The sequence below is a fragment of the Streptomyces sp. NPDC048297 genome, assembly GCF_043201585.1.
Lineage (GTDB): Bacteria > Actinomycetota > Actinomycetes > Streptomycetales > Streptomycetaceae > Streptomyces.
On the sequence record NZ_JBICZA010000084.1, the window covers coordinates 1 to 2,760 of the forward strand.

The following is a 2,760-nucleotide window of genomic DNA, read 5'->3' on the forward strand; positions in this document are numbered from 1 at the left end:
ATTCATGACGGGGGGAAGCCGAGTGCGGCTCAGCTCGCGAACTTCCTGAAGATCGCGTCGTTGATGCGGGGCGAGTCTTTGGCCGCGCGTCTGCACGATGCGGTGAACGGGAGTGTGTCGGTTCTGCTGAGCATTCCGCGTCTGACTGGTGTGCAGGAGGTGACACTCGAGCTTTCCGCGTCCTTCGAGTCGGGTGATTTCACGCACACCGGTATATGGGACGGCAACATGGAGACGTATTACGGCAATTTCTACGAACTCCAGGGTGACCGCTCCACCGTCGCCGGCGTGGAAGGCGGTATTGACGCGCCGTTCTGGTACAACTTCCCGGCTCACTCCCGGAAGCTGCGGAGTCTGGGTGCGCGGCTTGAGCAGCGGCTCGGTGGGACGTGGGTGTCGACGACCGGAGGGGGATTCTCCGCCGGCGGTGCGTCGGGTGGCGGCTCACGTTTCATGGGCGTCTTCGACGGCCAGGTGGACATCCGGTTCAAGGTGACCACCGGGACGGCAACTCCCGCGGCGGACACGGCGGTTCCGGGTGCCATGCCTGACATCGAGATGACGACGGTGCCGCCGTCGTCCAGGGCGGTGTCCGCGCCCGCGACGACGGGTCGGGCCGCCGACGAAGAAGCCACGCTGAGCAGCCAGTTGTCCGACCCGGTGACCGTCCATGTCAGCCTGCTGGTGGCCGACGACCTTCTGGAGGAGCGGGGGCCGGACCGCGCCTGGTACGACTCGGTGCGTATGCGCTCGTTCGTCGACGCTGACCGTCTTGCCTTCCGGGACCTGGACGAGGACGAGGAGCCACTGCCCCCGGTCTTCCAGCCGGCGGAGGATGAGCGGCCGCCGCTGCACTCGCTTCTGCTGGCTCACACGGGAGGTCTGCGGAGCGAGGCGGACAGTCTGCTGACCGAACTCGGCGTCACGTTGTCGCCGTCGGATCGTGTGAGTCTGTATGCGACGTTGAACGGTCTGGGGCCGCGTGTCGGTGATTTCATCGGTGGGAGTTTCCCGCTGTGGAGCCGGGTCGTGGGTCATGACTCCTTCGGTCTTTCGCGCAGGCTGGAATTCGGGTTGCGGGCGACTATCGGGACGATGACGACCAAGGGCGTGAGTAGGGGCGCGTATCAGTACGATCACACGCTGACCACTGCTTCCGTCAGTGACAGTGCGACCTCGGATGTGTATGCGTGGGGCCTGTCGGTGGGCGGTAGCGCGAACTTCGCGGGGGGTGTTCACCGGGACGCGGCGTCACATGTTCCGGTTTCCGACACGATCGTTCCGTCGCTGGGTGGCCGGTGGGGGAATGAGGCCCCGATGACGTTCGCGTCGTCGACGGAGGGCCAGAGTGACCGGGTCGACATCACGCTGGGCGAACAGGAGATCGTGCACGCGCAGCTGGACTATCACCTCACTGCCACGGTATGGACCGACAACCCGGTCAAGCGGGTGACTGGTCTGATCGGGAGTAAGCGTCTCAATGAGCGTGATGGTGAGCGCACGTTGACGAACGCTCCCGCGGTCATGATCATGCCGGTGGCCCGTGCCCAGGAGATGAGGGACAACTCCCTGAACGGCGGCGCGGTCACCGCAGCACCCGCAGCAATCACAGCACCCGACGCGCCCGCAGCACCCGACGCGCCCGTGTTGCCTCGGACGCTCGGGGACACGCCGGATCCCTTCAGCACCATGCTTCCGTTGACTCTGCCTGCTGACGGGCTGGGGCATGGCACGTTGTTCGAGATTCCTGATCTGCGGGCGAGTGTCGAGGCCAGCCGGAACACTCTCCATTCGGTGCTCGATGCGGAGCATGCCGACTTGGTGTTGTCGAGGCTGCGTAGTCTCGCGTCGCGGCAGGGGACGAAGGCCGGACTCGAACCGATGACTTCGGGTGTGCTCCGGTTCGTCGTTCCCTATCGTGGGGCGGCTTCCACAGCCCTGGCGGTCGTGACCGCGAAGGTCGAGCTGACGAATCCCGTCCACATACGGGACGCGGCCGAGGGGCACGTCGTCGAAGGCAAGAACGTGCAGCGGGACAACCAGTCCATGGCGGCGCGCCGGGGTGACAGCCGGAGCGCGAGAGTCGGTCTGGGATACGGCAATGGTCCCGTCGTCTCCGACGGTGTTCTTCTGCAGGGCAGTGGCGGGGGCGGCAACCTGTCGGCCACGTATGGGCGTGGGCAGGGGCTGAGTACTGCTACGGGCCGTTCACGCAGCTCGGGCATGCTGAATGTCGATCAGGGGCCGGCACTGGTTTCCTACGACGTCGCTGTGAACGTCGAGCTGGAACACTACTGGGGGCTCACCTCTTCTCCCGCTCTGGTCGGACCGCTCCTGACCCATGTGGGTGCCCGTTCTCGTCACACGCTGATCGACACGTCCCTGCCACACGCACTCACCCTCTCCTACCCCCAGGAGTTGATGGGGGCGGAGGACGATCCGATGCCGCCGGACCGTCCGGTTCCGGTGAGTGTGCCGGCGCCTGACGCCGGACAGCGCACGAGTGTGCCGACGAGCCCCGAGGAACTCACCGAGGCGTTCCTCGGCACCGTCGGTGGTCTGCGCGATCTCCTGCGGGAGGCCGAGACACTCGTCGGGACGGAGCGGTGGACGCTGGGCCAGAACTCCTGGCACGGGGCCCGTGCCCATCTGGAGACTCGTCTTGCGACGGTGTTCAGCATGGCGTGGATGCATCAGCGTGCGCTGCACCTGATTGCCGGTGGTGAGATCCGGGTGCCTCTCACGGTTCCCGGGGTGTTC

Annotated in this window: 1 protein-coding gene; it reads left to right on the top strand. The window is 66.0% G+C overall.

Going from position 1 to position 2,760, the window contains the following annotated elements:
* Nucleotides 1–2,760 (top strand): hypothetical protein (locus ACGFYV_RS37475; RefSeq protein WP_393883022.1); only part of this gene is annotated, 2,760 nt, incomplete at both ends.